Source organism: Ewingella sp. C233 (genome assembly GCF_055407225.1).
Genome location: NZ_JBUZRI010000003.1, coordinates 129,794 through 156,507, shown reverse-complemented (window position 1 = coordinate 156,507; position 26,714 = coordinate 129,794). Strand labels below are relative to the sequence as shown.

The following is a 26,714-nucleotide window of genomic DNA, read 5'->3' as shown; positions in this document are numbered from 1 at the left end:
AACTGCCATGTTAACCAAAACCAAGAGTCAGAAGATAAAACCGGTATCTGCGAAATCAGGCGGCAACGGGCCGCGTTTTAAAGTCGACAGCACGACGCTGAGTCTGAGCCTGCTGCTGATCCTGGTGATCATCGGTTTCAGCATGGCAATGCCGGGCCGTTTCTTCACGGATTCGACCTTCATGAGCGTGGCTTTTCAACTGCCTGAGCTTGGCCTGCTGACGCTAGCGATGTTTATTCCGATCCTCAGCGGCGGCCTGAATCTGTGCATTATCGCCACCTCTAACCTGACCAGCCTGCTGATGGCCTGGGTGTTTCTCACCTGGCTGCCGCCGGAGGCCAGTCTGGCGCTGCAGGCGGTGTGGCTGACGGTCGCGCTGGTCGGCGCGATGATTCTGGCAATTGCCATCGGTATGCTGACGGGGGCGCTGGTGGCCTATGTAGGGGCGCATCCGATTTTGGTGACGCTGGCCACCATGACGATGGTGAACGGTATCGGCATCTATTTATCACGCGGCGCAGCCATCAGCGGTATGCCGGACATCGTGCGCTATATCGGTTCAGATACCCTGCTGGGCATCCCGGTGCCGCTGATCATCTTCCTCGCCACGGCGGTGTTGATCGCGGTGTTTTTAGAGCGCACCCGCCTTGGGAAATACATCTACATGAGCGGCAGCAACATCAACGCCACCCATTTCAGCGGCGTGAATACTCACCGCGTACTGATCGCCATCTATGTCCTTTCCAGCATGTTATGCGTGATCGCCGGGCTGGTGATGATGGCGCGCTTTAACTCAGCGCGCATGGGCTACGGCGACTCGTATCTGTTACTGACCGTGCTAGCGATCATCTTAGGTGGCACGGATCCTTTCGGCGGTTTTGGCCGCGTCAGCGGCGTGGTGCTGTCGCTGATTGTTTTACAGGTGATTTCAACCGGCCTGAACCTGCTCAACGTCAGTCCGCATTTCAGTCTGGCGATGTGGGGCGCGGTACTTATCGTGGTATTGGCGCTGAAATTCTTCCGCCAGCGTTTTATGCAAAAGAGAGCTAGCCGTATCAGCGCCGCCAAAGCGCGTGCCGCCCTTCCTTAGCGTACGTCTATAAACCAATAAATTTTCATTGCCTCTGACTTTAGGAAAACATCATGGAATACAAAATTTCGCCCTCGCTGATGTGTATGAGCCTGATTGACATCAAACAGCAGCTGGCGGTACTGAACCGCCGCGCCGACATGCTGCATATCGACATCATGGACGGGCATTACGTCAAAAACATCACGCTTTCACCGTTCTTTATCGAGCAGATCCGCCCGCACACGCCGCTGGTGCTGGATGTGCATATGATGGTGGAAAACCCGACGGACTTTATCGAACCCATAGCCAAAGCCGGGGCTGATTATCTCTGCCCGCATGCTGAAACCATCAACCGTGACGCTTTCCGTGTGATCAATCTGATTCGCTCGCTCGGTAAAAAAGTCGGGGTGGTACTCAACCCGGCCACACCGGTGGAGTTCATTCAGCACTACATTCATCTGCTGGACAAGATCACCGTGATGACCGTCGATCCGGGCTATGCGGGCCAGCCGTTTATCCCTGAGATGCTGCATAAAATCGCCCAACTGCGTGATCTCAAACAGCAGAAAAACTACCGCTACCTGATCGAAATTGACGGATCCTGCAACGTGAATACCTATCAGGATCTGATGGGTGCAGGTGCGGAAGTGTTGATCGTCGGCAGCTCCGGTCTGTTCAATCTCGACAAGGATCTGGACAGCGCTTGGGACAAAATGCTCGACCAGATGCGTCAGGCGCGTCAGGCAGCCTGAGGGCAGGAGAGGCTATGGAGCATTTTCTCGGCGTAGACATCGGCGGTACTAATACGCGGCTGATGCTGATGAACGACCAGCAGGTTTTCCAGAATTATCAGAAAGTGCCGACGCACAGCTGGGCAACGCTTGAGGATCCGCTGCGCGGTCTGGAACAGGTGATTGCGGCTTATCTACAGGAAAGCCTACAGGCAGGTTCCGCGAGCGTGGCGGGCGTGATGCTCGGGCTGCCTGGAATTCTGTCGCGTGACCGTCACACCGTGCTGTCGCTGCCGTTTATCCCCGCGCTCGACAACCAGCCGGTGGCGCAACAACTTTCGGCGCGTCTCGGCTTGCCGGTGTGCATGGACAAAGACGTTAACCATCTGATGTGGTGGGATTTAACCCGCCTCGACGACCTGCCGGACGTTGCGGTCGGGGTCTACCTTGGCACCGGTTTTGGCAACAGCCTTTGGCTCAATAATGACTTTTACCACGGCGCGCACGGCGGCGCAGGGGAGATCGGGCACATTCCGCTTAAGGGCAATCCGCTGCTCTGCCCCTGTGGCAAAACCGGCTGTGTCGAAACCCTGACCTCCGGCAACTGGCTCAGCGGCTGGGCAAAACAGCATGTGCCAGAAACGGCGATCTCGGATCTGTTCGTCAAACATGCCGACCACTCGGAATTGCAGGAATTTATCGAACGGCTGGCGCGCACCGTGGCCAGCGAGATGAACATACTCGACCCGCAATATCTGGTGCTGGGCGGGGGCGTGCTGGCGATGGCGGGCTTCCCGCTGGTACGGCTGGAGCACCTGATCCGTTCGCATCTGCGCAGCCCATATCCGGCCAGCGGGCTGACCATTGGCATCAGCGGGATTTCCGATGAAACCGGCTGTCGCGGTGCCTGTCTGGCCGCACAACGCGTTTTTCAGTCGCAGTCACGACCGTTTTCTTTCAGGAGAGAGGCATGAACAAGGGCAAAGTGTGTGTGTTTGGATCGTTCAACCTGGATATTGTCGCCGGAATGAGCCGTTTTCCGCAGCCGGGTGAATCGCTGATTGCACGTAACAGCATGATGGGGGCTGGCGGGAAAGGGGCCAATCAGGCCGTCGCGGCCCTGCGTGCCGGTGCGCGGGTCCATTACATCGGTAAAGTAGGGCGTGATGACTTCGGTATGTTCGCCCGCCGCCATCTCGACAACGCCGGTTTTGATGCGGTGACGCTGTTCTCCACTGCCGAATGTCCGACCGGCAATGCGCTGATTTATGTTGCCGGAGCCGATGCCGAAAATATGATCGCCGTTGACCCCGGAGCCAACCTGACGGTCACCGACGATGAGGTCGAACAATGCCGCCCGGCGATTGCTGCTGCCGATATTCTGCTGACCCAGTTGGAAAACAACTTGCCGGCGATAGAAAAGCTAATTGGTATCGCCAAAGAGAACGGCACTTACATTATTCTCAACCCCGCGCCGTTCCAGCCAGTGTCTGACAGCCTGCTGGCGCAGGTCGATTTACTTACCCCCAACGCTACCGAATGTACGTTGCTGACCGGTATTCAGGTCGATGATGTTCCCTCGGCAAAACGGGCCGCCAAAGCACTGCACGAAAAAGGTATTAGCGCGCTGATCATCACGCTGGGTACACAGGGCGCGCTGCTATCAGTCGCCGGTGAAACTGAGCTGGTAGCCGCATTCCCGGCGGTACCGGTCGATACCACCGGCGCAGGCGACGCCTTCAACGGCGCGCTCGCCTCCCAGCTCGCCGCCGGGGTTAAACTGGCCGATGCCGCCCAGTTTGCCTCCGCTTATGCTTCAGTTTGTGTCGAACGTGCGGGTGCGGCGGCGTCAATGCCAACTTATGAGGAGGCGCGGGAGCGGATGAAAGTTAGCATCATATAAATATACTTCACGCTTAAAAAAAAGCCCCGGCCAACAGGCACGGGGCTTAGTGATAACGCGATAGAATTATTTATTTTTCACACGTTCAATGGCTGTGTCGTACACCGGGTTGGCTTTTTCAGCTTTTGCCAACTGGTAGTAACGAAGTGCATCGGAATTTTGGCCAGCGGCTTCATAGATGCGTGCAATATTGTAATTTGCACCGGCGCGGACAGTTGCGGCATTTGCACCCGATGCCAGCGCGATAGCTTTGCGGTTCGCCCAGATAGCTTCTGCTGTGCGGCCAGCCTTCTGATAAACCAGCCCTAAGTTACCGTAGGCTTTACCATTTTCCGGATCAATATTAATCACCTGATTAAAGAGAGAGATAGCCAGATCCAGCTGCTTATCTTGATAGGCTTTCTCACCTTGAAGATTCAGATTTTTAACCGCTTGAGTATCTGCGGTGCTTAATGAACGATGTGCCGCAATTTGCCCGTTATTCAGCAGAGGTTGTAGTGTCTGAGCAATATTATCTGGCTCAATATTTACGCCTGTGAAGTCATTAATATCTTCAATTTCACCGTTTTTTGTTATGCGGAATACGGTCCAGAGATTCCCTTCTTTACCTACCGGAACATAGTAGGTTCTTACCAAAGACTCACCGACATAGACGAAGACTTTCGCCTGGCTGGTAGACAGGTTGGTGGTGGTTGAATCATTTTTGTCGGTGTAATCGTGTACGGCATAAACGTAGTCCTCACCATAGATCTTTTTACTTAAGGTCACGGTTTCAGGCCCGAAGCTGTCGGTATCGTCTACATCCAGATTCCCATCGACACCTTCTTTGTGGGCGAAGAAGATATGGCTCCCCGGATAGACCATGTGTGAGTCGAGATCCGACGGCGATTCCCCCCACGTCAGAACGACACGGATACTATCCAGCCCTTTCATTACCGGGCTGAGAGCATAAGACATGCCCTCACATGGGCATTTGACGACCAGCGTTGAATAGCCATCTTTTTTGATAATCAGTAAATTCTCGTTGTTATCTGCGCTGGTGCTGTTGACGCTGGCATTACCATTAGCATTGGTTGTTGCTGTCAGTGTCTGGCCGCCATTGTGTTGCAGTAAAACACTGGCACCAGCAATTTTTTGGTCTTTTACCGTTGCACTTAGCACATCGATATTCATATTTTGCGCGTAAGCAGGGAATAAAACCGCAGACAAAAGTGAAACCACACCGAGTTTGAACATTGTATTCATGTAAAAATCCTTTTTATTAGCTACGAGATAAAAGCGCGATATCCTATCTCTTTTTGATGAGTGGTAAAATAATCAATTTATTGATTTATAGTATTTTTCCTTGAGGCTTGCAGGATGTCTATAAGCCATTAATTTTGAACGGATTTTCTTACGATGAGCTGCTGCATTAAGCATTTCACTTTATCAATACACCGTGTAATTTTTTACTTTGTATAAAAGTGAAAATAGCGTAATCCGACTTTAAAAATTCCTCAATACGTCCACTTAAAACAACATATTAAGATTTTTTAAAGTAAAAAATGCAGTGCTTCTGGCTTACTCCCCCTCTTCCCTTTCGAATACAGAGTAACGAGAGGCACCAAGGTAAACACTTCGTTCAGTAACATTCGCCTGATTTTTATACAAAAAACCATCACATCACTGCCACATAACTGACATGAAGAGATATTAGGGTAGGCGCTTGTTTGACTGACCGGTAACAAGAAATGCGCCGTTCGCTGTTCCCTTATTTGGTGCTGCTGCCCACCCTGATCTTTCTGTTTTTATTCACCTATTACCCTCTGGTGCAGTCGGCGGCGGACAGCCTGTTTGATAGCCGCCTGAACACCGATAACCCGCCGTTTGTGGGTTTGCAGAATTATGCGCGGCTGCTGACGGACGACGTTTTCTGGCGTGCGCTGCTCAATAACGTCGCGTATATCCTGCTGACCGTGATCCCCGGCATTGTGCTGGCGCTGCTGCTGGCCGTCGTGCTGTGGGAAAACACTTCGCTCAACCGCTGGCTGCGTACCGCCTTCTTCTTCCCGATGATTATCCCGCTGGTCAGCGCCGCCACCCTGTGGTTGTTTATTTTCATGCCCGGCATGGGGCTGCTGGATTACTACCTGGCGAAACTTTTCGGCCCGATGAACAACAACTACCTCGGCATGAGCGACAGCGCACTGATGGCGCTGAGTGTAATCGGCGTGTGGAAATTCGCCGGTTATTACATGCTGTTTTTCCTCGCCGGATTGCAGTCCATTCCCGCGTCGGCGCGCGAAGCCGCCATGATGGAAGGGGCGTCGCGCACCCAGACTTTTTTCTACGTCACGCTGCCGCTACTGCGCCCGACCCTCAGTTTTGTGGTCACCATCGCGCTGATTTACGCCATTACGCAAATCGACCACGTACCGGTGATGACGCAGGGCGGACCGAATAACGCCACCACCGTGATGCTCTATTACATCCAGAGTCTCGCCAATGACACGCACGATTTAGGCAAAGCCTCGGCGGCGACTTTTCTGACGCTGGTGCTGCTGTTTGGTTTCTCGGTGATGAACCTGCGGGTGCTGGAAAAAGGGGCGCACTATGAGCGTTGAAACATCGGAAAACCTGCGGCTCACGGCGGCAAAACCGCGCAGCCGTGCACCTTCCTTATTATTGCGTGGGGCGCGTCGTTCCACGTTGCCGGTGCTGCTGGTGTGCGCCGCACTGCTGTGGGTCACGCCCTTTATCTGGATGATCTCGGCCGCCTTCAGCGCCAGCAGTTTCGGGCCCGGAATGGCCTCTTTGCTGCCACGTTTTCCACTGACGCTGCAAAACTTCCGCGATGCGTGGGACAGCGCCGACTGGTTAAGGCTCTACGCCAACACCATTTTCTTCTCCTTCGGCACGTTTCTGGTTCAGCTGGTGACCATCACCACTGCCGGTTACGTCTTTGCCTATCACGAATTTCGCGGCAAACAGACACTGTTCTACCTGTTGCTTATCCAGCTGATGATCATGCCGGTGATCATGATGGTGCCGAACATGATGATCCTCAAACAGTTCGGGCTGCTCAACACATTGACCGGCGTGATGATGCCGTACTTCGCCTCGGCGTTTGGCGTGTTTCTGATGCGGCAAGCGTTTCTCAGTATTCCCCGTGAAATCGAAGAAGCAGCGCTGATGGAAGGCTGCCGCTGGTGGCAGGTGGTGTTCCGCGTACTGATCCCGATGTCGTGGCCCGCCATTCTGGCCTTCGCCACCGTCAGTATTACCTATCACTGGAATGAATATCTTTGGCCGCTGATGGTGCTCAACGATCCGGACAAACAGGTGCTGACCGTCGGGCTGGTGTCGTTCGCCATGGGCGCGGAATCTGGTGGCCAGTGGGGGCTTATCACCGCCGGTACGTTGATGGTGTGTCTGCCATTGATGTTGGCGTTCGTGCTTTTTCAGAAACAATTTCTTAAAAGCTTCGGCTTTTCAGGCATCAAATAAACCGTCGTTGAATAAAGGAGTGACCGATGTTTCTCGCACAAATTTCCGATATGCATTTTCGCAGTGAAGGCCGCAAGTTGTATGACTTTATCGACGTCAACGCGTGTAATGCGGAAGTGGTTAATCAGCTGAATGCGCTGGAAGAACAACCTGACGCCGTGGTGATCACCGGTGACATCGTGAACTGTGGCTTGCCGCAGGAATATCTGGTGGCGCGGCGCACGCTGCAAAACCTGCATTACCCGCTGTACATCATTCCCGGTAACCACGACGACAAGGCACAGTTCCTCGAAGCGCTGCATCCGCTGTGCCCTGAGCTTGGCAATGACCCGCAAAATATGCGCTATGCGGTGGACGATTTTGATATGCGCCTGCTGTTTATCGACAGCAGTCTGGCCGGTGAATCCAAAGGTTTTCTCACCCCTGAAACCCTGTCATGGCTGGAAGCTCAGTTAGAGAAGGGCGGGCATAAACAGACGGCGGTGTTTATGCACCACCCGCCGGTTAAAGTAGGATCGGCGCAGATGGATGCCATCTCCTGCGAGAACGGAGACGAACTGCTGGCGCTGATTGACCGCTTTCCGTCGCTGGTGCGTGTCTTCTGCGGCCATACGCACCGGTTGATTTTCACCCAATATAAGCAGGCGATCATCAGCACCATTCCCGGCACCGTGCATCAGGTTCCCTATTTCCACCACAACCCTGCGCCGTTTTATAACCTTGAACCCGCCGCTTGTGTCATGCACCGGCTGGTGGATAAAACCGGTCTGGTCAGCTATTTGCATCCGCTATCGCAATATCCTGGTCCCTACCTGTATGACGCGGCGATCAGCTGCCCGGTGGATGATTAATCATGTCGGCCATTCGTCTGGAAAATATCAGCAAGCAGTTTGAGGGCAGTACGGCGGTGAATAACCTGTCGCTGGAGATCGCCGACGGCGAGTTTCTGGTGCTGGTCGGCCCGTCCGGCTGCGGGAAAAGCACCTTGCTGCGCCTGCTGGCCGGGCTGGAGAACGTCAGTGACGGGCGGATTTTGCAAGACGGCGAGGACATCACCGCGCTGGAACCACGTGAACGCAATTTTTCGATGATATTTCAGAACTACGCGCTGTTCCCGCACATGACCGTTGAACAAAACATCACGTTCGGAATGCGGATGCGTAATGAGCCGAAAGCGCAACACCGCGCACGAGTGGACCGGGTCGCGGGGTTATTGCAACTGGAACCGTTGCTGAACCGAAAACCGGGGAAACTTTCGGGTGGTCAGCGGCAGCGGGTGGCGATGGCGCGGGCCATCGTGCGCGACCCGAAGCTGTTTCTGATGGATGAACCGCTGTCGAATCTCGATGCGCGGCTGCGCACCGAAGTGCGTGACGGCATCATGACCCTGCATAAACAGCTGAAAACCAGCACGGTGTATGTCACGCACGACCAGATGGAAGCCATGACCATGGCCGACCGGATAGCCGTGCTGGACCAGGGGAATCTGCAACAAATCGGCGCACCGGAAACGCTCTACGCCCATCCGGCGAACCTGTTTGTGGCCGGGTTTATCGGCACGCCGTCGATGAATATCTGCAAACTGCCTTGCGCGCAGGGCGCGCTGATACTGGAGGAACAACGAATTCAGCTTCCGGACAGCAACCACGCACGCGGTCTCAGCGAGGTTTATCTGGGCATCCGGCCCGAACATTTCAATGACCAGCCGGACCCGCAGCATCCCTTGAAACTCGAGGTCACAATGACTCACCGTGAGCTGCTGGGGGCTGAATATCTGTGCCATGCACAGAGCAATATCGGCAATATCCGCTACATCAGAAAAAACCAATTACGTGAAAACAGCCGGGAGATCCCACAACCCGGCGATCGCGTCACCTTGTACTTCTCTTCGCACGACCTTCATCTCTTTTCAGGCCAAACCCGGCTGAATTTGAAACACAGTTACCAGGAGACTCACTATGCGTTTGACCCGGCATAAATTTCACGCCTTAACGCTGGCACTCGGGCTGCTGTCCGCAGGCACGGCGGCAGCGAAAGAGAGTATCGATTTCATGTTTCCGGCACCGGTTGACGGCAAGCTGACCATGGAAATGACCCGCGTAATCAAAGAATTTAACCAGTCGCAAAATGATGTCGAAGTGCGCGGTATTTTTACCGGTAACTACGACACGACCAAAGTGAAAGCTGAGGCGGCTGCTAAGTCTGGCCAGCCACCGGCTTTGGTGATCATGTCGGCTAATTTTACGGCGGATCTGGCGATTAAGAATGAGATCCTGCCGATGGATGACCTGTTCAAATACGGCGACCAGAAAGCCACGCCGTTTTTGACGCAAAATTTCTGGCCTGCGATGCGTCAGAACGCCCAGCTCAACGGCGTGACGTACGCCATACCCTTCCACAATTCGACACCTATTCTTTATTACAACAAAGACCTGTTTGCCAAAGCGGGAATTTCAACTCCGCCGAAAACCTGGGATGAGTTGCTGGAAGATGCCAAAAAGCTGACCGACCAGGCCAAAGGGCAGTGGGGCATTATGCTGCCGTCCACTAATGATGATTACGGCGGCTGGATTTTATCGGCGCTGACCCGTGCCAACGGCGGTCAGTACTTCAATGCCGACTATCCGGGAGAGGTGTATTACAACAGCGCTTCTACCGTTGGCGCGTTGCAGTTCTGGCAAAATCTGGTGTACCGCGACAAGGTGATGCCGGCGGGCGTGCTGAATTCCAAGCAGATCAGCGCAGCGTTTTTCTCCGGCAAACTGGGGATGACTATGCTCAGTACCGGTGCGCTGGGTTTTATGCGTGAAAATACCAAAGATTTCGAGCTGGGCGTGGCGATGATGCCGCAGAAAGTGCGTAATGGTGTGAGTATCGGCGGGGCGAGTCTGGTGAGTTTTAAAGGGATTTCGGAAGATCAGAAAAAGGCCGCCTATACCTTCTTGCAATATCTGGTCAGCCCGAAAGTAAATGGCGCCTGGAGCCGCTTTACCGGTTACTTCTCGCCGCGTATTGCATCTTATGACACACCGGAAATGAAAGAGTATCTGGCGAAAGATCCGCGTGCGACCATCGCGCTGGACCAGCTAAAATACGCCTATCCGTGGTATTCGACGTATGAAACCGTTGCCGTACGTCAGGCGATGGAAAATCAGTTGGGGGCGCTGGTCAATGATCCGAAACTAACGCCACAGGATGCTGCCGCCGCCGCGCAGCAGAAAGCAGACGCCATCATGAAACCTTACGTCGATTCCACGGCGCTGAACGTACCTAAATAACGTGATAAGTAATGTGATAAAAAAGCCCCGGGCTGACAGCTGCGGGGCTTTCTCTATGGTATTCAGGCGGTCAATATCAGGCGTTACTTCAGCCAGCCCTGCGCGTGGGCATTGTCCAGATGCGCGCGGATGTGTTGCCACAATTCCGGGTTGATGTCGCCAATGAACGAATTGCGCGCCAGCACCTGCTCTAGGCGAATATTATTTTCCACCCAGCTCTGACCCTGATTATTGAGGTTCATGATGACGGGCAGCACGCGGTCAATCACCAGCGCAAAGCGGGCTTCCGGCGTAACACCTGCTTCATACTCATTCCACAAATCCAGAAATTGCTGATTCAGCGGCGCAGGCAACATACCAAACAGGCGGTCAGCAGCCATGACTTCTTGATCATGCACCGCTTCGCGGGCGGCGAGGTCATAAACCAGTACGTCCCCCGCATCGATTTCAACGATGTCATGCAGCAGCGCCATGCGGATCACTTTTTGAATATCGACATTTTTTGGCGCGTAAGGCTCAAGGGACATGGCGGCTACCGCGAAATGCCAGCTGTGTTCCGCTGAGTTTTCCTGGCGCTGAGTACCGAGCACTTTCGTGCGGCGTTGCACGCTTTTCAGTTTATCGATTTCCATCAGGAACTGAAAAACGTCAGTCATCGAGCCGAAATTCAGCGCGGAAGAAGCTTCAAACATATTCAAACCTCAGTCATTCATTGTTGACGTCATTATCGGAGTGTTCCCCTATACGATAATCCGATGATGTAAAAAAATCATGTCTTTGCATGCCCGTTGACGGTTATGTAAAAAATCGCCCGTAGGAATTACGAATAAACTGAGCGATTAGAAGCGGTTCGCACAACATATGGCGTGTAATGATTATCGTGCTAAGAGCTTGTTACATCACTTAATACTAATTTTTAGCGTACACGTGTACACTGGAATTATTCTCAGTTACTCTGCTTTGCAGGTAAATTTTTGAACGATTTATTCACGTGTTTTTCTCAATCATTACCTCGGGGATTGTGACTTTATGAGTAAAACAGAGCACCAGGATTACCCCTGGGCTGAAGAGATAGCCAACAGCCTGAGCCACGGCGTCGGGTTGGTGTTGGGTATCGTAGGATTAGTGCTGTTGCTGGTTCAGGCTACGGCCGAAAACGCCAATATGATGGCGATAACCAGTTACAGCTTGTACGGCGGCAGCATGATATTGCTGTTTCTTGCCTCCACGCTTTATCATGCAATTCCGCATGAAAAAACCAAATACTGGCTGAAAAAACTCGATCACTGTGCGATTTACATATTAATCGCCGGGACTTATACGCCATTCCTGCTGGTCGGGCTGAACTCGCCACTGGCGAAAGGGCTGATGGCAGTGATCTGGGGGCTGGCGCTGTTTGGCGTGATCTTCAAAATGGCCTTTGCGCACCGTTTTGAAGTGTTGTCACTCATCACTTATCTCACGATGGGCTGGCTGTCGCTGATCGTGATTTATCAGCTGGCGGTACGTCTGTCTGCGGGCGGGGTGACGTTGCTTGCGGTCGGCGGATTGTTATATACGCTGGGGGTGATTTTCTACGCCTCGAAGCGCATTCCTTTTGCACATGCTATCTGGCACGGGTTCGTGCTGGCCGGATGTGCCTGCCACTTCTTTGCGGTCTATTTCTATATCTGACGCAGTAATTAATGCGAAAACTAAAGGATCCGGCACGTCATGCAGGATCCTTTTTATCTATCGCCTGATCACTTCTCTTCCACCAGCGAATATGGCAACGGCTGGATACTCAACTGGCTGGCGGCATCATCACGCACGCGCAGTTTTGCGTCAGGTTCGAGATCGTTATTCAGCACGGCCTGTACCCAAAGGCTGCCATCATTAAGCTGGCTGGCGGCAAGAATGGTGCCGGTGCGGCGCCAGTTTTCTCCCAGCTGTAACTCCAGATCATCTCCTGCGGCTGGCACTTTGCTGGCATTACCGGCTAACCAATAGAGCGCACGCTTATTTGCTCCGCGGTATTTGGCCCGGGCAACCATCTCCTGACCGGCGTAGCAACCCTTGCTAAAGCTGATACCGTCCAGTGCCTGGATATTGGTGGCCTGCGGAATAAATTGCACGCTGTTGACTGTGTCGATCACCGGATAACCGGCTTCAATATCCAACGCCAGCCATTGCTGGCTGTCATTAAGCTGTGCCTGCTCGCCCAATTCTTCTACTACCTGCTGAGCTTTCTCAGGGCTGGTCACAATCAGGTAACGTTCGGCAGGCAGCGACAGGTGCAGCAATGTGCTCTCATCTTGCTGCACAACCGGCTGTTCTGCCGTTGGCAGCATGGAAAACAGGTCTTTCAGCGCGGCGCTGGCCTGGAAACCGGCCACGCCCAGCAACACCACGTCGTCATCTTCGGTGAAGGTCACTTTGGAGAACACCGCATATTTCTTCATTTCGGTCATCTGCTGAGTACGCAGGTTACGGCGTTCAATAAACGCCATACCGTCACCGCGCTTGAACAAACGCATGTTGCTCAACATTTTGCCTTTGGCATCACAGTGAGCGCAAAGAATGTGCTGGCCCGGCGCGAGCGCATCGACATCGGCGGTCACCTGACCCTGCAAGTATTTCACCGTATCAGCGCCGGTCATGGTGACCATCGCCCAGTCTTCGAGAGAAATTAAGGTCAGCGGCAGATGGGAAGAGGCTGAAGGTTTTTGCGGTGGAAACGGAAACTTGTACGCCATGATGCGATCCTAGGCTGAGAGACATGAACAGTTATCCTCATGGTAAAAGAGCCCGCCCGCTTTGCAAACTCAATTTATGCCATTTACGGGATGCCTCGTAGTGAACCTCTTCGTTACATGAAAATACCGCACCATTTTGCGAAGCCTGATGGGGATGTGAATGTCAGGGCATGTAAAAGTTACGCGCAGGGCGCGTGGGCTGCTAGAATCCTCTCCGACCGATAAAAAACATTATCAATGTACCTAAAAAAGAGTCAGTTTATGGAAAGCAAAACCCAACTGGACATTCATAATAAATCCCGCATTCACTGGGCATGCCGTCGCGGTATGCGTGAACTGGATATCTCCATCATGCCGTTTTTCGAATACGAATATGACAGCCTTGATGATACTGACAAAGCGCTCTTCGCCCGTCTGCTGACCTGTGATGACCCGGATTTATTCAACTGGCTGATGAATCACGGCGAGCCTCAGGACGCCGAATTACAACGCATGGTGGCCCTCATCCAAACGCGAAATAAAGACCGTGGCCCTGTGGCAATGTGATTTACGGGTTTCATGGCGCAGTCAGCTTATTTCGCTGGGTATTCACGGCGGGATTATGCTGGTAATACTGCTCGCGCCATGGCCCGCCGGTTATTGGCCGGTATGGATGTCGCTGCTGCTGGTGGTGATATTTGAGTGTATCCGCAGCCAGCGGCGAATCACCTCACGTCATGGTGAGATAAGCCTGCTCGACAGCAACCGGCTGATTTGGCAGCAACAGGAGTGGGCCATCAAAAAACCGGTCTGGATGATCAACAGCGGAGTGCTGCTGTCATTGCAGCGTGAAAAGCGTAAAGGTGGGTTGCGTCAGGCGATGCGCAGCTCGCGGCAGAAACTCTGGCTGGCTTCCGACAGTATGAGTCTGGAGGAGTGGCGGCGGTTGCGACAGTTGTTACTCAATGCTCAGCCGGAAAAAGAGCGCCGATGATTTTTAAAGAGGTTCAGGGCGAACCTCTCTGGGAGCTGCATTGGCCCGTTAGCTGAGCAGCGCGTCCATCTCCAGCAGGATTTGGTCGCACCAATCTTGCAGGCGTTCTTCACTGAGATCGTACTGATTTACGTCATCGAGTGCGAGGCCGACAAAATGTTTGCCATCCGGGCTGAGTGGTTTAGGGCTGGTGAATTCAAAGCCTTCGATGGGCCAGAAACCGATGAATTGCGCGCCAAGCGGCAGTAACCGGTCATACAACATACCGAGCGCATCGAGGAACCACTCACCGTAACCCAGCTGATCGCCCATGCCATACATGGCGATGATTTTTCCACGCAGATTCAGAGTAGGGAGCTTTTCCCAGACCGCTTCCCAATCTTCCTGGATTTCGCCGAAGTCCCAGGTGGGAATGCCGAGGATAAGAATGTCGTACTCTTCCATTTTGACCGGGTCGACATCTTTCAAATTGTGCAAATCGACCAGCTCTTCACCGAGGATCTCGCGAATTTTTTCCGCTGCCATTTCGGTGTAACAGGTACTTGAGCCGTAAAAGAGTCCAATTTTCATGCTTGTTGCCGTAACGTCATAAGAATGTGAATGGGGGCAGTGTATACCGAATGAAACAGCGTTTGAATGAAATAAGGAGTCAACGTGCCCGATGCCGACTATGACCAGGCTCTGAGTGAGCAATTTCTGGATACGCTATGGATCGAGCGGAACCTCGCCGAAAACACGCTGGCGTCCTACCGGCTGGATTTAAAATCGCTGTTGGCATGGCTGCATCATCACGATACTGGCCTGTTGAATGTGCAGGCCGATGGCCTGCAGGCTTTCCTCGCTGAAAGAGTCGAAGGGGGCTACAAGGCTACCAGTTCCGCCCGTCTGCTGAGCGCCATGCGCCGTCTTTTTCAGTACCTGAACCGGGAATCGTTGCGCCATGATGACCCGACCGCGCTGTTGTCTTCGCCCAAACTGCCACAGCGCTTACCTAAAGATCTCAGCGAGGCACAAGTCGATGCGCTTTTGGCATCACCAAGCGTGGACGTTCCGCTTGAACTGCGCGACAAGGCGATGCTCGAGTTGTTGTATGCCACGGGTTTACGTGTCTCGGAGCTGGTTGGGCTGACGCTCAGTGACCTCAGTCTGCGTCAGGGCGTGGTGCGGGTGATTGGTAAAGGCGATAAAGAACGGCTGGTGCCGCTCGGCGAAGAAGCCGTGTATTGGATTGAGTACTATTTTGAGCACGGGCGTCCGTGGCTGCTTAACGGTGTGTCGCTGGATATTGTATTTCCCAGCAGCCGCGCACAGAAAATGACCCGGCAGACTTTCTGGCATCGCATCAAACACTATGCGATCCTTGCCAATATTGATGCTGAACGGCTCTCCCCGCACGTTTTGCGTCACGCCTTCGCCACCCATTTGTTGAATCACGGGGCGGACCTGCGTGTCGTGCAAATGTTATTAGGTCACAGTGACTTGTCGACTACCCAAATTTATACCCATGTAGCCACTGAGCGACTCAAAGTGCTACATCAACAACATCATCCCCGTGCCTGAGCGCGGCGAGATAAAGGACGCAATGATGAAAAAAGGCTTAATGCTGTTAACGTTACTGACCGCGTGTATCACTTCCACGGCGCAGGCTGACGACGCGGCACTCCAAGGAACCCTGAACAAACTGGGCATGAAAAATGCTGAGATCCAGCCTTCTCCTGTGGCGGGTCTGAAAGCCGTGACCACCGAAAGCGGTGTGATTTACATCACCGAAGATGGCAAACACGTATTGCAGGGCCCGATGTATGACGTCAGCGGCACGCAACCGGTGAATGTGACCAACAAAATGTTGATCACTAAGCTCGAAGCGCTGAAAAGCGAGATGATCATCTACAAAGCCAAAAACGAAAAACACGTGATCACCGTGTTTACCGACATTACCTGCGGCTATTGCCACAAACTGCATCAGCAGATGCAGGACTACAACGATCTCGGTATTACCGTGCGTTATCTGGCGTTCCCGCGTCAGGGGCTGAATTCCAAAACCGAAAAAGATATGCAGTCCATCTGGTGTACCGGCAACCGTAAGCAGTCATTTGATGCTGCCATGCGCGGCGATGATATTTCCCCTGCCACTTGTAAAACCGATATTGCCAAACACTTTGAACTGGGCGTGCAGTTTGGCGTGACAGGTACGCCAGCCATCGTGCTCGAAAATGGCACGATGATCCCGGGCTATCAGCCGCCAAAAGAGATGGCAGCGATGCTCGATGCTCAGGATATTCCAAACAAAACCGGTGGTTGATTTTACGTGACTTTGCTGACCCAACTTCGCCGCCGCAAGGCGGCTGACGGCGCATCTCTACCGGCCGAACTTTCCCCTTTACTGCGCCGTCTGTATGCGTCGCGTGGCGTACAGGGCCCGCAAGAGCTGGAGCGCAGCGTGCGCGGATTGCTCGGTTATGAGCAGCTTGACGGTATTGATACCGCCGTTGAACTATTGCAAAAAGCCTTGCGTGACCGCCTGCGGATTATGGTAGTCGGGGACTTCGATGCCGACGGCGCGACCAGTACCGCGCTGACCGTACTTTCCCTGCGCAGTATGGGATGCAGCGAAATTAATTATCTGGTGCCGAACCGTTTTGACGACGGTTATGGCCTCAGCCCTGAAGTGGTCGAACAGGCTGCTGCACGGGGTGCTGAGCTGATCCTGACCGTGGATAACGGTATTTCGTCCCATGCTGGTGTCGATCTGGCCCACGAGAAGGGCATTCAGGTACTGGTTACCGACCACCACTTGCCGGGCGAGACGCTGCCTGCTGCCGAAGCCATTATTAACCCTAACCTGCACGGCTGTGAATTTCCCTCTAAGTCACTGGCGGGCGTCGGTGTCGCGTTCTATCTGATGCTGGCGCTGCGTGCGGCATTGCATAAAAGCGGCTGGTTCGAAGAGAAAGGACTTGCGGTTCCTAATCTGGCCGAATGGCTGGATTTAGTGGCGCTCGGCACCGTGGCCGATGTTGTACCCCTGGACGCGAATAACCGAATCCTGGTTTATCAGGGGTTGAACCGCATTCGTGCGGGCAAATGCCGTCCCGGTATCCGCGCGTTGCTGGAAGTGGCCAACCGCGAGGCGCGCACACTGGGCGCCAGTGATTTAGGCTTTGCGCTGGGTCCGCGTCTGAATGCCGCTGGCCGGCTGGACGATATGTCCATCGGTGTGGCGCTGCTGCTCAGCGATGATATCGCGCAGGCCCGCGCACTGGCCCTCGATTTAGATGCCCTGAACCAGACCCGTCGTGAAATCGAGCAGGGTATGCAGGTCGAAGCGCTGGCCCTGTGTGACAAACTCGAAAGCAGCAGTGATGAACTGCCTTACGGGCTGGCGATGTACCACCCAGAGTGGCATCAGGGCGTGGTGGGTATTCTGGCTTCGCGCCTGAAAGAGCGGTTTAACCGACCGGTGATTGCTTTTGCCCCAGCGGGTGATGGCATTCTCAAAGGTTCTGGACGTTCGATTGCCGGTCTGCATATGCGCGACGCGCTGGAACGCATCGATATGCTTAATCCCGGTCTGATGATGAAATTCGGCGGGCACGCTATGGCTGCCGGGCTGTCGCTGGAAGAGGCTAAGTTTGACGAATTCCGCGCCCGCTTTGCTGAGCTGGTGGGCGAATGGTTGGATCCTTCGCATCTGGAGGGGGTTATCTGGTCCGACGGCGAGTTGGCGGGTCAGGAGCTGACTATCGATACCGCCGAAATGCTGCGTGACGGCGGCCCGTGGGGGCAGGCTTTCCCTGAGCCGACCTTCGATGGACGGTTCCGCATACTGCAACAAAAGCTGCTCAAAGAGCGTCATCTGAAGCTGATGATCGAACCTATAGGCGGCGGACCATTGCTCGACGGGATTGCGTTTAACATCGATCCGACCTTCTGGCCGGACAGCAGTGTGCGCGAAGTTGAGCTGGCGTACCGGCTTGATATTAACGAATACCGCGGTAACCGCAGCGTTCAGTTAATCATTCAGCATTTATGGCCGAAATAAGCCGTTTTGTATCTTGTGGTGTGGTTGAATAAACGGCGCTAAAAAAACGGCAACTTGCTATAAACCCGCCGCTAATTCCGTTAGAATTGGCGGTTCGAATGGCATTGGGCCAACTCCGAATCAACGTAAGACGCGAAAAAATATGTTTGAAATTAATCCGGTAAAAAACCGCATTCAGGACCTGACTGAGCGGACGAACGTCCTCAGGGGGTATCTTTGACTATGATGCCAAGAAAGAACGCCTCGAAGAAGTAAACGCCGAGCTAGAACAGCCGGATGTCTGGAACGAACCTGAACGCGCACAGGCGCTGGGTAAAGAACGTTCCACGCTGGAAGCGATTGTCGAAACTATCGATCAACTGACCCAGGGCCGTGATGACGTATCCGGTCTGCTGGAACTGGCGATTGAAGCTGACGATGAAGAGACTTTCAATGAAGCGGTAGAGGAACTCGATGTTCTGACCGGCAAGCTTGAGCAGCTCGAATTCCGTCGTATGTTCTCTGGCGAATATGACAGCGCCAGTTGCTATCTGGATATCCAGGCCGGTTCCGGCGGGACAGAAGCACAGGACTGGGCCAGTATGCTGCTGCGCATGTACTTGCGCTGGGCAGAAGCCAAAGGCTTCAAAACGGAAGTGATTGAAGAGTCTGACGGCGAAGTCGCAGGCCTGAAATCCGCGACCATCAAAATTATTGGTGACTATGCCTTCGGCTGGCTGCGTACGGAAACCGGTGTTCACCGTCTGGTGCGTAAGAGCCCGTTCGACTCCGGTGGCCGTCGTCATACCTCGTTCAGCTCCGCGTTTGTGTACCCGGAAGTGGACGACGATATTGCTATCGAAATCAACCCTGCCGATCTGCGAATCGACGTATACCGCGCGTCAGGTGCGGGTGGTCAGCACGTTAACAAAACGGAATCTGCGGTACGTATTACCCACCTTCCGACCAACATTGTGACCCAGTGCCAGAACGACCGCTCACAGCATAAAAACAAAGATCAAGCCATGAAGCAGATGAAAGCCAAGCTTTATGAGTATGAGATGCAAAAGAAAAATGCTGATAAGCAACAGTTAGAAGACAACAAGTCTGATATTGGCTGGGGCAGCCAGATCCGTTCTTACGTGCTCGATGATGCGCGTATCAAAGATCTGCGCACCGGTGTTGAGACGCGAAATACGCAGGCCGTTTTGGATGGCGACCTGGATAAATTCATCGAAGCAAGTTTGAAAGCCGGGTTATAAGGAACCAAAATGTCTGAACAGCAACCAAAAGCGCAGGGCGCAGAGCAGGTGCCGGATCTTAACAACGAGCTGAAAGCCCGTCGTGAGAAGCTGGCCGCCTTGCGCGAAACCGGCATCGCTTTCCCAAATGATTTCCGCCGTGACACTATTTCTGACGAAATTCATGCCAAATACGACAGCAAAGAGAACGAAGAGCTGGAAGATTTAGGCATTGAAGTCACCGTCGCTGGCCGCATGATGACTCGCCGTATCATGGGCAAAGCCTCTTTCGTTACCTTGCAGGACATGGGCGGCCGTATTCAGCTTTACGTTTCCCGTGACGATCTGCCGGAAGGCGTTTACAACGAGCAGTTCAAAAAGTGGGATCTGGGCGATATCCTGGGCGCGCGCGGCAAGCTGTTCAAAACCAAGACCGGCGAACTGTCGATCCACTGTTCTGAACTGCGTCTGCTGACCAAAGCACTGCGTCCGTTGCCGGATAAATTCCACGGCTTGCAGGATCAGGAAGCGCGTTACCGTCAGCGTTATCTCGACCTGATTGCCAACGATGAATCACGTAAAACCTTCAAGGTGCGTTCGCAAATTATGGCCGCTATTCGTACCTTTATGGTCGAACAGGGCTTCATGGAAGTCGAAACCCCGATGATGCAGGTGATCCCTGGTGGTGCTGCGGCACGTCCGTTTATCACGCACCACAATGCGCTGGATATCGACATGTATCTGCGTATCGCGCCGGAACTGTATCTGAAGCGTTTAGTGGTAGGCGGTTTTGATCGCGTATTCGAGATCAACCGTAACTTCCGTAACGAAGGCGTCTCTCCGCGTCATAACCCAGAGTTCACCATGATGGAACTCTATATGGCTTATGCGGATTACAAAGACCTGATCGTGCTGACCGAAAACCTCTTCCGTACGCTGGCAGAGCAGGTAAATGACGGTAATGCAGAAATCGTTTACGGTGAACACACCTTCGATTTCGGTAAGCCATTCGCCAAGCTGACCATGCGTGATGCGATTTGCAAATACCGTCCTGAAACCAACGTTGCCGATCTCGACGACCTGGCGAAAGCGACGGCGATTGCTGAATCTATCGGTATTAAAATCGAGAAGAGCTGGGGCCTTGGCCGCATCGTCACTGAGATCTTCGAAGAGACCGCCGAAGCACAGCTGATTCAGCCGACTTTCATCACTGAATACCCGGCAGAAGTATCACCGCTGGCACGTCGTAACGATGAAAACCCGGAAATTACCGACCGCTTCGAATTCTTCATCGGTGGCCGCGAAATCGGTAACGGCTTCTCTGAGCTCAATGATGCAGAAGACCAGGCACAGCGCTTTGCTGACCAGGTAAGTGCTAAAGATGCTGGCGACGACGAAGCGATGTTCTACGACGAAGACTACGTCACCGCGCTGGAACACGGTCTGCCGCCAACGGCGGGTCTTGGTATCGGTATTGACCGTATGGTGATGCTGTTCACTAACAGCCACACCATCCGTGACGTGATCCTGTTCCCGGCCATGCGCCCGCAGAAATAAATCACTGCGTAAGAAACACAAAGGGAGCTGCGGCTCCCTTTTTCATGCGTAAAATCACACTGGAATCTAACTGCTTAAATCTCAAGCGTATATCCGCAAACTCGCCTTGCTCACCACACACAACCGGTTATAATGCACACGCACACCGATGCGGGTGTAGTTCAATGGTAGAACGGCAGCTTCCCAAGCTGCATACGAGGGTTCGATTCCCTTCGCCCGCTCCAGTTCTCCTGAATAATCAACAAGTTAGATTATTCAGTTAGTTACGTTGCCCTGCAAAGCAGGTACAACTTAAACTACCCATTGTACTACGCCCGCACCTGCCGCGTGTGTGGTCAGTGGTATAAGGGGAGCATACCACCACGCTGGCAGTAGTTCCAAGTTCATACTGCGACAGTCCAACATGAACAGCAGATGCCTTCACCAGGGCTTTAAAACTCTCCCAAAACTTTTAACTGTTCCACACTTAGCGCGGTGTCCCGTACCAGCCTGTCGTGATGACACGCCACGGATAAACGAGCAAATGTTGGGAAGCCTAACCAGTCCGGGAAAGGGACTGGCTCTGCCGTGGTGTTCACCGAGCCATAAATGATCGGTACTCGATAAGAGAGCGGTTAACTGACAATCTGATGATACGCCTTCGGCGCTTTCTGTTGGTGTGCCCAACACGGCGCTAAATGATCTCTATTGCCTTTCACTGGCTGTTACTTTTTAAATTTTTTGTTGATTCACTCGGGCGGAGAGTTGCTCGTGGTTTTCTTTTCTTTCGCTATAACGATCTGCAAGGTACTCAGTGTGGCCTTTCAAAATCAGTGTGATTTTGAATAGTTCCTCCATCACATCAACAATGCGGTCGTAATAAGAAGATGGTTTCATTCGTCCATCATCATCAAACTCTTGCCAGGCTTTTGCCACCGATGATTGGTTAGGGATAGTAAACATCCTCATCCAGCGCCCAAGGACACGCATCTGATTAACGGCATTAAATGATTGAGAGCCGCCACAAACCTGCATCACTGCCAGAGTTTTTCCTTGAGAAGGGCGGATCGCTCCTTCTGTTAAAGGAATCCAGTCTATTTGGGCTTTCAGAATGCTACTCATCGCACCGTGCCTTTCTGGAGAACTCCACACCATACCATCACACCATCGAACCAGGCTCCGTAGCTCCTGCACCTTTGGGTGAGTTTCTGGTGCATCATCAGGAAGTGGTAAACCTGATGGATTAAAGATTTTCACCTCAGCCCCCATTTCCGTAAGCAATCGCCCGGCTTCTTCGGCACTAAATCGACTAAATGATCGCTGACGTACTGAGCCGTAAAGGATGAGAAAGCGAGGAGAGATAGCTGAACCTCCGATCCTTTCAGCTATGGTTGCATCAAAGCAATCAGTATCAAGGGCAGGGAATGTCTTCATGTTGTTACTCCAGAGTTTTTACGCTATGCTTTACTTTTAACACATATGAATTAACATATGTATTCGTTTTTGACTGGGGCTGCTCACAGATGTTACCTGTTCAACTTTTCAAGCTACTTGCAGACGAGACACGCACGACGATTATTCTGTTACTGCGTGAGGCTGGGGAACTTTGTGTTTGCGAGCTATGTTCGGTCACTAACCAATCTCAGCCAAAGGTTTCAAGGCACATAGCTTTGCTACGAGATGCCGGACTGGTGCTGGATCGCCGTGAAGGAAAATGGATTTATTATCGACTTTCACCACACATGCCAGCATGGGCGGCTTCAATCATCGACACAGCCTGGAGTAGCCAGCGCGATGAAGTACGACAATCTTTGAATAACGTAAACACCGCTGTTTGCGGATGATAACAAAAATACATTCACCAAATCGAATGTGTTTAAGGGGTTCGGAATGTTATTGGCAGGAGCAATCTTCGTACTAACCATTGTCTTTGTTATTTGGCAACCTCGCGGCCTTAGTATTGGCTGGACTGCCTCAATTGGTGCGGTGCTGGCTTTAGTTACGGGGGTTATACAGATAAATGACATCCCGGTTGTATGGCACATTGTCTGGAATGCTACCGCAGCTTTTATCGCGGTTATCATCATCAGCTTACTGCTTGATGAGTCTGGCTTCTTTGAATGGTGCGCTTTACATGTTGCCCGGTGGGGTAATGGACATGGGCGGCTGCTATTCACTTATATAGTGTTACTGGGGGCGGCTGTTGCTGCTCTGTTTGCTAATGATGGCGCAGCGCTGATTCTTACGCCGATTGTCATTGCTATGCTATTGGCGCTGGGATTCAGTAAAGGAACAACGCTGGCTTTCGTTATGGCAGCGGGGTTTATTGCTGATACGGCAAGTTTACCGCTGATCGTATCTAATCTTGTGAATATTGTTTCTGCTGACTTCTTCAAACTGGGGTTCAGTGATTACGCTTCTGTGATGGTTCCGGTGGATTTTGCCGCTATTGCAGCCACTCTTGCTGTACTTCACTTGTTCTTCCGTAAAGACATTCCAGCCGTTTACGAACTTTCCCGACTGAAAGCACCAGCAGAAGCTATTAAAGATCCGGCAACATTCAGAACAGGCTGGATAGTGTTATTGCTTCTCTTGATAGGTTTTTTTGTGCTCGAACCTCTTGGAATCCCTGTAAGTGCTATTGCGGCAGTTGGGGCGTTAATACTCTTCCTCGTTGCTAAACGAGGGCATTCGATCAATACGGGCAAGGTGTTGCGTGGTGCGCCTTGGCAGATTGTAGTGTTCTCGCTCGGTATGTACCTGGTTGTTTATGGTCTGCGTAATGCAGGACTCACCGAACATCTTTCGGGTGTTCTAAACCAGTTTGCGGATAGAGGTCTCTGGGCCGCAACGCTGGGAACCGGCTTCTTATCTGCATTCTTGTCATCCATCATGAACAACATGCCTACTGTTTTGATTGGCGCTTTGTCGATTGATGGGAGTACGGCATCAGGGGTTATCAAGGAAGCGATGATCTATGCCAACGTGATTGGCTGCGATCTGGGGCCAAAAATCACACCTATAGGGAGCCTTGCTACGCTGCTTTGGTTACATGTCCTTGATCAGAAAAGCATAAAAATAAGTTGGGGGTATTACTTCCGGGTGGGCGTGATTATGACGCTGCCTGTGCTGTTCGTTACCCTCAGTGCGCTGGTGTTGCGCTTGTCGTTTTCCCTGTAAGTTAAGAGAAGAACCATGACTGATATAACCATTTACCACAATCCAGCATGTGGAACATCCCGTAATACGCTGGCTTTGATTCAGAATAGCGATGTTGAACCGACCGTGATTCTCTACCTGGAAAATCCACCAAGCAGAGATCAACTTTCAGAGTTGATCAGCGCAATGGGGATCAGTGTTCGAGCATTACTGCGGAAAAATGTAGAACCATACGAGCAACTTGGTTTAGCAGAGGATCGTTTTACCGATGAAGAAATGATTGAGGCAATGCTGAGCCACCCTATTTTGATCAATCGTCCGATTGTCGTTACACCACTTGGAACGCGCCTCTGCCGTCCATCTGAGGTTGTGTTGGAGATTCTACCAAATCCTCAAAAAGGCGAGTTTATTAAAGAAGATGGTGAAAAGGTCGTTGATAAGGATGGCAAGCGACTGATTTAACCATAATCTATTCCGCATCATCCGTGTTAAATGTGCGTGTGTATTGGCAAGACATTGACCGGGTGATGTGGGTGAATGTGTATATCGAGTTACAATATACGCATAGCCGTTTTCCGTTCGGCAGTTCTTGCTCGTCTGTCAGTTGCATTGTTATACGGCCTGCATATGCTGCCAGAGGCTGATACGCCAGCAGGGTTAACAAAGTTAAAACTGACACTGATGGTGCTTTTACTGTACGTTTTTTCATCTACGCGTCCCCATGTTGTTAAATGTTCAGATCGTAGGTCTGATTCACTTCGTCTTGCGTAATATCGAGGTACGTCATGGTGACCGTCGGGCTGCTGTGGTTCAGCATCTTGGATATTGTCTCGATGGGTACACCGCGTTCCCACAACGCACGCCCGCGACACTTGCGGGCGCTGTGTGTCCCGATGTTTTTATCCGTCACCATCTCCCCAGCCTCACTGAATGCCCTACTGGCTGACTCTCTGGTGACTGGCCTCGCAGCCTGGCCCTTCACGCGGTTTGATCGGGACTGAAACAGGAATATATCTTCGGGATATGCCGCACGGCGGCGGTTGATAATCTCCCGCGCCTTTTCGTTAATCGGGATAACCCGCGCTTTTTTCGTCTTGCCCTCTGTGATGCGGATTTCCGTCCCGGCAACATCTTTATAAGTCAGTGCCAACAGATCACTAATGCGTAACGCCAGGTTGAGATTAAGCGCCCAGGCGTCTGCGTAGGTCTCATTGCGATACCTCAAAACCTTCTCAATTGCTGCTGCTTCTTCCAGCGTTGGCGCGTTTGTTTTTGCCATGATTTGTGCTCCATTAATCGTTCTGATGAGTGAATGATTGATCGTTAAGTCGATCATTGTAAAGAACTTTTTTGATCATTTTCCTTTGGTCACAATAAATGTGATGGATGCAACCCAGCCCCGCCGGGAGGCATACCAACAAGGGCCATGCCGGAGGCTGGCTGGTCGGGAAATATCCTGCGGACTCAGAGCACGGTTAGTATCTTCGGACTTGGAAAACGGTTAAGTGCCCGCCTGGCTGGTTCAATAAAAATGAAATGTAATTTCAAAATATCTTGGCGGTTGACTTATCGAGTCCTCGCCCGGTTCCTGGTCGCCTGGCTGAACTTCGTCAATGTATGCAAAGAATTGAATTTTCATTCACATTTCGGCTTGTTCTATTCATCTGGTGACTGCATAAAACCACGATACGGCGGCGGCAGAGACGGCAAGGCGATAAAAGTTATTATTATTCAGTTGGTTGCTTGTATTCCTCCTTGCTTAGGTCACACTTGAATACAGTGTGACCTAACTTAGAGTGTCGCTTCTTTGCCTGCCTGCTGGAGTCAGATTCCCCACCAACACGACACCAGCGCCCGGCGATATTCCCCAGACCTCCGGCCCTGGTCTTGACCTCATCCCACAACATGTACGGCCTCAGCCTTTCCACCATCCGGCAAGCCCTCCCACGCTTCACCAGAAGCACACCATGACGTTTTCCCACAATAGGTACATCACGATTACCATGATCCTGAGCGCCTCTCTCAGAGGCTCCCAGAGGCCAAAAAAGCGATGATTTTTCGATGTTTTTTGAGAATGAAACGGCTTTTTATTATTTTAGACAAAAGTTAAGGGGTGATCATGATTGTTGTTTAGCCCACATCTAAAGGGGCAACCCTGCATTATTGGCAGACAAATTTAACGAACCCGCGCCAGTCGGGGCGCTCAGGCCATACCGCTGTATAACTTACACCTTAGCGAACACCCATACTTGACCACAACCACACGAGGGAAGTCGCCCGGATGGGGCGAGATAGGGCAGATTTGGGGCTGATTTCGGGGTATTTATCGGCTATTTATTTTGAGAAAAGATCGCCAGAGGTGGGACAGCACATCGTGCGTTTGTTTCTGCATTACCAGTGGATACGCCACCAACACGACGACGTTTTGACTCAGCGGCGTTCTGACTGGGAGAGGCCAGCCATTAACGCAACAGTTATATTTTAAGACCTCGCTACGCTCACCCTTCGGGCTTCGGTAATTAACGCAACAGTTATTAGAGATCTCCGCTCTCTCTTCCCTGGCCGGGAAGAACGCTCCA

26 protein-coding genes and 1 tRNA gene are annotated in these 26,714 nt (G+C 52.3%); 21 read left to right on the top strand and 6 right to left on the bottom strand.

The genetic code is table 11. The annotated features are described in order from the left end of the window. Positions 1 to 7 precede the first annotated feature (7 nt). The 4 genes from ACZRKO_RS15970 to rbsK are packed head-to-tail and all read left to right on the top strand — an operon-like array spanning position 8 to position 3,706. A complete protein-coding gene (locus ACZRKO_RS15970; protein WP_463738235.1) occupies positions 8 to 1,090 on the top strand; it encodes an ABC transporter permease in 1,083 nt (360 codons plus the stop codon). A 53-nt stretch (positions 1,091 to 1,143) separates the two neighbouring features. After that, positions 1,144 to 1,824 carry a D-allulose 6-phosphate 3-epimerase gene (alsE, locus tag ACZRKO_RS15965; RefSeq protein ID WP_463738234.1) on the top strand — a complete coding sequence of 227 codons (681 nt, stop codon included), beginning with the start codon at positions 1,144 to 1,146 and terminating at the stop codon, positions 1,822 to 1,824. 14 nt (positions 1,825 to 1,838) lie between these two features. Continuing rightward, positions 1,839 to 2,777 carry an allose kinase gene (alsK, locus tag ACZRKO_RS15960; RefSeq protein WP_463738233.1) on the top strand — a complete coding sequence of 313 codons (939 nt, stop codon included), beginning with the start codon at positions 1,839 to 1,841 and terminating at the stop codon, positions 2,775 to 2,777. Continuing rightward, a complete protein-coding gene (rbsK, locus tag ACZRKO_RS15955; RefSeq protein WP_463738232.1) occupies positions 2,774 to 3,706 on the top strand; it encodes a ribokinase in 933 nt (310 codons plus the stop codon). The genes alsK and rbsK overlap by 4 nt, the downstream gene beginning before the upstream one ends. Positions 3,707 to 3,772: 66 nt before the next feature. Here rbsK and ACZRKO_RS15950 read toward each other — a convergent pair whose 3' ends face one another. Beyond that, positions 3,773 to 4,951, bottom strand: coding sequence for a tetratricopeptide repeat protein (locus tag ACZRKO_RS15950; protein ID WP_463738231.1), 1,179 nt, complete (start codon positions 4,949 to 4,951; stop codon positions 3,773 to 3,775). 485 nt (positions 4,952 to 5,436) lie between these two features. On the opposite strand from ACZRKO_RS15950, the gene ACZRKO_RS15945 reads away from it, so the two are divergent. Genes ACZRKO_RS15945 through ACZRKO_RS15925 form a run of 5 tightly spaced genes read left to right on the top strand, consistent with a single transcriptional unit; the run spans position 5,437 to position 10,470 of the window. Then, the gene (locus ACZRKO_RS15945) at positions 5,437 to 6,309 is read left to right on the top strand and encodes a carbohydrate ABC transporter permease (RefSeq protein WP_463738230.1); all 873 of its coding nucleotides are present in this window, start codon (positions 5,437 to 5,439) and stop codon (positions 6,307 to 6,309) included. Then, a complete protein-coding gene (locus ACZRKO_RS15940; protein ID WP_463738229.1) occupies positions 6,299 to 7,192 on the top strand; it encodes a carbohydrate ABC transporter permease in 894 nt (297 codons plus the stop codon). The genes ACZRKO_RS15945 and ACZRKO_RS15940 overlap by 11 nt, the downstream gene beginning before the upstream one ends. A gap of 26 nt (positions 7,193 to 7,218) precedes the next feature. Continuing rightward, a complete protein-coding gene (locus tag ACZRKO_RS15935; RefSeq protein ID WP_463738228.1) occupies positions 7,219 to 8,043 on the top strand; it encodes a phosphodiesterase in 825 nt (274 codons plus the stop codon). Positions 8,044 to 8,045: 2 nt separating this feature from the next. Next, positions 8,046 to 9,170 (top strand): ABC transporter ATP-binding protein, encoded by a 1,125-nt coding sequence (locus ACZRKO_RS15930; RefSeq protein ID WP_463738227.1) that lies wholly within the window; start codon positions 8,046 to 8,048, stop codon positions 9,168 to 9,170. After that, positions 9,151 to 10,470, top strand: a complete 1,320-nt coding sequence (locus ACZRKO_RS15925; protein ID WP_463738226.1) for an ABC transporter substrate-binding protein — start codon at positions 9,151 to 9,153, stop codon at positions 10,468 to 10,470. Before ACZRKO_RS15930 ends, ACZRKO_RS15925 begins: the two co-directional genes overlap by 20 nt. Before the next feature lie 83 nt (positions 10,471 to 10,553). On the opposite strand, the gene ACZRKO_RS15920 is transcribed toward ACZRKO_RS15925, so the two are convergent. Further along, the gene (locus ACZRKO_RS15920) at positions 10,554 to 11,162 is read right to left on the bottom strand and encodes an HD domain-containing protein (RefSeq protein ID WP_463738225.1); all 609 of its coding nucleotides are present in this window, start codon (positions 11,160 to 11,162) and stop codon (positions 10,554 to 10,556) included. Positions 11,163 to 11,499: 337 nt separating this feature from the next. On the opposite strand from ACZRKO_RS15920, the gene trhA reads away from it, so the two are divergent. Then, positions 11,500 to 12,144 (top strand): PAQR family membrane homeostasis protein TrhA, encoded by a 645-nt coding sequence (gene trhA / locus ACZRKO_RS15915; protein ID WP_463738224.1) that lies wholly within the window; start codon positions 11,500 to 11,502, stop codon positions 12,142 to 12,144. A 68-nt stretch (positions 12,145 to 12,212) separates the two neighbouring features. Here the strand turns inward: trhA and ygfZ are convergent, their stop codons facing one another. Beyond that, positions 12,213 to 13,205, bottom strand: coding sequence for a tRNA-modifying protein YgfZ (ygfZ, locus tag ACZRKO_RS15910; RefSeq protein WP_463738223.1), 993 nt, complete (start codon positions 13,203 to 13,205; stop codon positions 12,213 to 12,215). Between the two features lie 279 nt (positions 13,206 to 13,484). Here ygfZ and sdhE point away from each other — a divergent pair, with 279 nt between their 5' ends. Both sdhE and ACZRKO_RS15900 read left to right on the top strand, forming a co-directional pair. Further along, on the top strand, positions 13,485 to 13,751 hold the full coding sequence (gene sdhE / locus ACZRKO_RS15905; protein WP_463738516.1) for an FAD assembly factor SdhE: 267 nt from the start codon (positions 13,485 to 13,487) through the stop codon (positions 13,749 to 13,751). After that, complete coding sequence (locus ACZRKO_RS15900) at positions 13,732 to 14,178, top strand: protein YgfX (protein WP_463738222.1); 447 nt, start codon at positions 13,732 to 13,734, stop codon at positions 14,176 to 14,178. The genes sdhE and ACZRKO_RS15900 overlap by 20 nt, the downstream gene beginning before the upstream one ends. Before the next feature lie 48 nt (positions 14,179 to 14,226). On the opposite strand, the gene fldB is transcribed toward ACZRKO_RS15900, so the two are convergent. Beyond that, complete coding sequence (gene fldB / locus ACZRKO_RS15895) at positions 14,227 to 14,748, bottom strand: flavodoxin FldB (protein ID WP_463738221.1); 522 nt, start codon at positions 14,746 to 14,748, stop codon at positions 14,227 to 14,229. A gap of 84 nt (positions 14,749 to 14,832) precedes the next feature. Between fldB and xerD the strand changes: the two genes are divergently transcribed. From xerD to ACZRKO_RS15865, 6 genes are all read left to right on the top strand, one after another. Next, on the top strand, positions 14,833 to 15,738 hold the full coding sequence (xerD, locus tag ACZRKO_RS15890) for a site-specific tyrosine recombinase XerD (RefSeq protein ID WP_463738220.1): 906 nt from the start codon (positions 14,833 to 14,835) through the stop codon (positions 15,736 to 15,738). 25 nt (positions 15,739 to 15,763) lie between these two features. Beyond that, complete coding sequence (dsbC, locus tag ACZRKO_RS15885; protein ID WP_463738219.1) at positions 15,764 to 16,480, top strand: bifunctional protein-disulfide isomerase/oxidoreductase DsbC; 717 nt, start codon at positions 15,764 to 15,766, stop codon at positions 16,478 to 16,480. Positions 16,481 to 16,486: 6 nt separating this feature from the next. Then, the gene (recJ, locus tag ACZRKO_RS15880) at positions 16,487 to 18,220 is read left to right on the top strand and encodes a single-stranded-DNA-specific exonuclease RecJ (RefSeq protein ID WP_463738218.1); all 1,734 of its coding nucleotides are present in this window, start codon (positions 16,487 to 16,489) and stop codon (positions 18,218 to 18,220) included. Between the two features lie 142 nt (positions 18,221 to 18,362). Further along, a protein-coding gene (prfB, locus tag ACZRKO_RS15875; protein WP_463738217.1) for a peptide chain release factor 2 occupies positions 18,363 to 19,461 on the top strand; the annotation gives its coding sequence in 2 pieces (ribosomal slippage) (positions 18,363 to 18,437 and positions 18,439 to 19,461; 1,098 coding nt in all). A 9-nt stretch (positions 19,462 to 19,470) separates the two neighbouring features. Next, complete coding sequence (lysS, locus tag ACZRKO_RS15870) at positions 19,471 to 20,997, top strand: lysine--tRNA ligase (RefSeq protein WP_463738216.1); 1,527 nt, start codon at positions 19,471 to 19,473, stop codon at positions 20,995 to 20,997. A 150-nt stretch (positions 20,998 to 21,147) separates the two neighbouring features. Continuing rightward, positions 21,148 to 21,221: transfer RNA gene (locus tag ACZRKO_RS15865), tRNA-Gly, on the top strand. Positions 21,222 to 21,708: 487 nt separating this feature from the next. Here ACZRKO_RS15865 and arsH read toward each other — a convergent pair. Beyond that, positions 21,709 to 22,410 (bottom strand): arsenical resistance protein ArsH, encoded by a 702-nt coding sequence (gene arsH / locus ACZRKO_RS15860; RefSeq protein ID WP_064358872.1) that lies wholly within the window; start codon positions 22,408 to 22,410, stop codon positions 21,709 to 21,711. An 89-nt stretch (positions 22,411 to 22,499) separates the two neighbouring features. On the opposite strand from arsH, the gene ACZRKO_RS15855 reads away from it, so the two are divergent. The 3 genes from ACZRKO_RS15855 to arsC are packed head-to-tail and all read left to right on the top strand — an operon-like array spanning position 22,500 to position 24,597. Beyond that, entirely contained in the window at positions 22,500 to 22,820 is a 321-nt protein-coding gene (locus ACZRKO_RS15855) for a metalloregulator ArsR/SmtB family transcription factor (RefSeq protein WP_071998062.1), read from the top strand. A 46-nt stretch (positions 22,821 to 22,866) separates the two neighbouring features. Beyond that, positions 22,867 to 24,156 carry an arsenic transporter gene (locus ACZRKO_RS15850; RefSeq protein WP_064358873.1) on the top strand — a complete coding sequence of 430 codons (1,290 nt, stop codon included), beginning with the start codon at positions 22,867 to 22,869 and terminating at the stop codon, positions 24,154 to 24,156. Positions 24,157 to 24,171: 15 nt separating this feature from the next. After that, positions 24,172 to 24,597: a glutaredoxin-dependent arsenate reductase gene (arsC, locus tag ACZRKO_RS15845; protein ID WP_064358874.1), complete on the top strand. Its 426-nt coding sequence runs from the start codon at positions 24,172 to 24,174 to the stop codon at positions 24,595 to 24,597. 265 nt (positions 24,598 to 24,862) lie between these two features. On the opposite strand, the gene ACZRKO_RS15840 is transcribed toward arsC, so the two are convergent. Then, entirely contained in the window at positions 24,863 to 25,471 is a 609-nt protein-coding gene (locus ACZRKO_RS15840; protein ID WP_463738215.1) for a tyrosine-type recombinase/integrase, read from the bottom strand. Positions 25,472 to 26,714 lie beyond the last annotated feature (1,243 nt).

Excerpts from the sequence above, each read along its gene's own strand:
- ACZRKO_RS15970 (WP_463738235.1), top strand. The coding sequence starts at position 8 with ATGTTAACCAAAACCAAGAGTCAGAAGATAAAACCGGTATCTGCGAAA.
- alsE (WP_463738234.1), top strand. The coding sequence starts at position 1,144 with ATGGAATACAAAATTTCGCCCTCGCTGATGTGTATGAGCCTGATTGAC.
- alsK (WP_463738233.1), top strand. The coding sequence starts at position 1,839 with ATGGAGCATTTTCTCGGCGTAGACATCGGCGGTACTAATACGCGGCTG.
- rbsK (WP_463738232.1), top strand. The coding sequence starts at position 2,774 with ATGAACAAGGGCAAAGTGTGTGTGTTTGGATCGTTCAACCTGGATATT.
- ACZRKO_RS15950 (WP_463738231.1), bottom strand. The coding sequence starts at position 4,951 with ATGAATACAATGTTCAAACTCGGTGTGGTTTCACTTTTGTCTGCGGTT.
- ACZRKO_RS15945 (WP_463738230.1), top strand. The coding sequence starts at position 5,437 with ATGCGCCGTTCGCTGTTCCCTTATTTGGTGCTGCTGCCCACCCTGATC.
- ACZRKO_RS15940 (WP_463738229.1), top strand. The coding sequence starts at position 6,299 with ATGAGCGTTGAAACATCGGAAAACCTGCGGCTCACGGCGGCAAAACCG.
- ACZRKO_RS15935 (WP_463738228.1), top strand. The coding sequence starts at position 7,219 with ATGTTTCTCGCACAAATTTCCGATATGCATTTTCGCAGTGAAGGCCGC.
- ACZRKO_RS15930 (WP_463738227.1), top strand. The coding sequence starts at position 8,046 with ATGTCGGCCATTCGTCTGGAAAATATCAGCAAGCAGTTTGAGGGCAGT.
- ACZRKO_RS15925 (WP_463738226.1), top strand. The coding sequence starts at position 9,151 with ATGCGTTTGACCCGGCATAAATTTCACGCCTTAACGCTGGCACTCGGG.
- ACZRKO_RS15920 (WP_463738225.1), bottom strand. The coding sequence starts at position 11,162 with ATGTTTGAAGCTTCTTCCGCGCTGAATTTCGGCTCGATGACTGACGTT.
- trhA (WP_463738224.1), top strand. The coding sequence starts at position 11,500 with ATGAGTAAAACAGAGCACCAGGATTACCCCTGGGCTGAAGAGATAGCC.
- ygfZ (WP_463738223.1), bottom strand. The coding sequence starts at position 13,205 with ATGGCGTACAAGTTTCCGTTTCCACCGCAAAAACCTTCAGCCTCTTCC.
- fldB (WP_463738221.1), bottom strand. The coding sequence starts at position 14,748 with ATGAAAATTGGACTCTTTTACGGCTCAAGTACCTGTTACACCGAAATG.
- dsbC (WP_463738219.1), top strand. The coding sequence starts at position 15,764 with ATGAAAAAAGGCTTAATGCTGTTAACGTTACTGACCGCGTGTATCACT.
- lysS (WP_463738216.1), top strand. The coding sequence starts at position 19,471 with ATGTCTGAACAGCAACCAAAAGCGCAGGGCGCAGAGCAGGTGCCGGAT.
- arsH (WP_064358872.1), bottom strand. The coding sequence starts at position 22,410 with ATGAAGACATTCCCTGCCCTTGATACTGATTGCTTTGATGCAACCATA.
- ACZRKO_RS15855 (WP_071998062.1), top strand. The coding sequence starts at position 22,500 with ATGTTACCTGTTCAACTTTTCAAGCTACTTGCAGACGAGACACGCACG.
- ACZRKO_RS15850 (WP_064358873.1), top strand. The coding sequence starts at position 22,867 with ATGTTATTGGCAGGAGCAATCTTCGTACTAACCATTGTCTTTGTTATT.
- arsC (WP_064358874.1), top strand. The coding sequence starts at position 24,172 with ATGACTGATATAACCATTTACCACAATCCAGCATGTGGAACATCCCGT.
- ACZRKO_RS15840 (WP_463738215.1), bottom strand. The coding sequence starts at position 25,471 with ATGATCGACTTAACGATCAATCATTCACTCATCAGAACGATTAATGGA.